The sequence below is a fragment of the Saccharomonospora sp. genome (assembly GCF_027317685.1).
GTDB lineage: Bacteria > Actinomycetota > Actinomycetes > Mycobacteriales > Pseudonocardiaceae > Saccharomonospora.
Genome location: NZ_DAHVQP010000027.1, coordinates 1 through 2,257 on the forward strand (window position 1 = coordinate 1; position 2,257 = coordinate 2,257).

Consider the following 2,257-nt stretch of genomic DNA (forward strand, 5'->3'; position numbering starts at 1 on the left):
CCGCGTTCCTCGCCGCCCGACTCGACGGCGAAGAGCACATCTCCGACTGGAATCCACCCGCCCACGTCCGTGAACCGAACCCGGAACTGCGCGAGGCGTACGACATCCTCTACGAGCAGTACCGGGCCCTGTACCCGGCGAGCCGCGACGTGGTGCACGCCCTGGCCGCACAGCAGCGAATCCTGTCACGCCGAGACAAGTCCTGACATCGTCCACGCCGGACCGCATCGCGGGCCGAGCCGACGCAGCAATCAGTCCTAAAGGATAAGAGTCGCTGCAAGGAAGCCATGGTTTCGAAGCGGCCGATCACGCACGTCGTACCGCATGGCGTGGGCCCGCGACCGGTTCAGGACTCGCTGAGTCCCGGCGGGCCACCTCGCCGTCAATGACCGCCCACGGTGAATGAGCCCCCTCCTGTCCGATACAGTCGGATTCAGTCACGTGACTGAACTCGTTTCGGCGAGAGCGGCCCGAAGCGTTCGTTTCACGACTTCCGGAAAGGCGTCATGTCGACGTCCCAACATCCGTGGATCCCCGACGAACTCGACTTCGACCCCGACGTCCTGTGCGAGCGTTACCGAACGGAACGCGACCGCCGCATCCGGCCCGATGGCGACAAGCAGTATCAACGAGCGGAGGGGACGTTCGGCTACTACGCCGAGGACCCCTACGTCGAGCCGGGCTTCACCCGCGACCCGATCAACGACCGTGTGGACGCTGTGGTGATCGGTGGTGGCTTCGGCGGTCTGCTCGCGGGCGCTCGTCTGCGCCAGGCCGGGCTCGACCGCATCCGGATCATCGAGAAGGCGGGCGACTTCGGCGGCACGTGGTACTGGAACCGCTACCCCGGCATCCACTGCGACATCGAGTCCTACATCTACCTGCCGTTGCTGGAGGAAGTCGGGTACGTCCCAAAATGGAAGTACTCTCCGGGCGAGGAGATCCGTCAGCACGCGATGGCCATCGGCCGCACCTTCGACGTGTACCGTGACGCGTGCTTCCAGACCGGCGTGCGCGAACTGCAGTGGGATGACGGCGAGTGGATAGTGCGCACCGACCGCGACGACGAGATGCGGGCGACCTACGTGGTGGTGTCAGGCGGCACGCTCGACCACCCGAAGCTGCCGAGGATTCCGGGGATCGCGGACTTCGCCGGGCACACCTTCCACACGAGTCGTTGGGACTACGGCTACACCGGCGGCGACGCGAACGGCAACCTGACGGGCCTGGCGGACAAACGCGTCGCGGTGATCGGCACCGGCGCCACGGCCATCCAGGTGATTCCTCACGTGGCACGCGACGCCCATCACCTCTACGTGTTCCAGCGGACGCCGTCGTCGGTGGACGTGCGAGGCAACCGTCCCACCGACCCGGAGTGGGCGGCGTCGCTGGAGCCCGGCTGGCACACACGGCGACGGGAGAACTTTCAGGCTCTCATCACCGGCGAAGAAGTCGATGAGGACCTGGTGAACGACGCATGGACCGCGAGTGCGCGCGTGCTCGGCAAGATCGTCTCGACCGACCCGCCCGCGGGCATGGACCGCGCGGAGTGGGAGAAGATCGAGGAGATCCTCGACTTCCAGAAGATGAATCAGTTACGCGCCCGCGTGGACGAGATCGTGCACGACCCGGCCACTGCGGAGCTGCTCAAGCCCTGGTACCGCTACGGCTGCAAGCGGCCGACCTTCAGCGACGAGTACCTGCCGACGTTCAACCGCGACAACGTCACGCTCGTCGACACGGCCGACTACGGCGGAGTGGAGCGCATCACCGAGCACACGATCGTGGTCGGCGACCGTGAGTACGAAGTGGACTGCATCATCTTCGCCACCGGCTTCGAGGTCGGGAAGTCCGACGTGATGACCGGGCGACTGCCGGTGTACGGGCAGGACGGGGTGAACCTGCTCCAGTCGTGGATAACCACCGGACCACGCACACTGCACGGCTTCTACAGCAACGGATTCCCCAACCTGTTCCACCTCGGCCCGATCCAGAACGCGCCGTCGGTGAACTTCACACACGTACTCGACGAGCAGGCGATCCACGTCGCCGCCGTCGTGGCGGAGGCGCGCAAACGCGGCGTGAAATGCATCGAGCCAACCGTCGAGGCGGAGAGCGCGTGGGTGGAGACGATCCGAGCCACCTCACCGGACCGGGGCGAGTTCGACGCCGAATGCACCCCCGGTTACTACAACAACGAAGGCGCCGCACGCACCCCGCGGCAGACCTACGGGCCGGGTCCCGCGGCCTTCCAACG

The 2,257-nt window shown here is 66.1% G+C and carries 1 protein-coding gene and 1 pseudogene; both read left to right on the forward strand.

The features are described from left to right. Positions 1 to 206, forward strand: a pseudogene (locus M7H19_RS02920) (sugar kinase); the annotation flags it as partial. Positions 207 to 506: 300 nt separating this feature from the next. Further along, positions 507 to 2,257: NAD(P)/FAD-dependent oxidoreductase (locus M7H19_RS02925; RefSeq protein WP_298176800.1), on the forward strand; the 1,751-nt coding region annotated here is incomplete at its 3' end.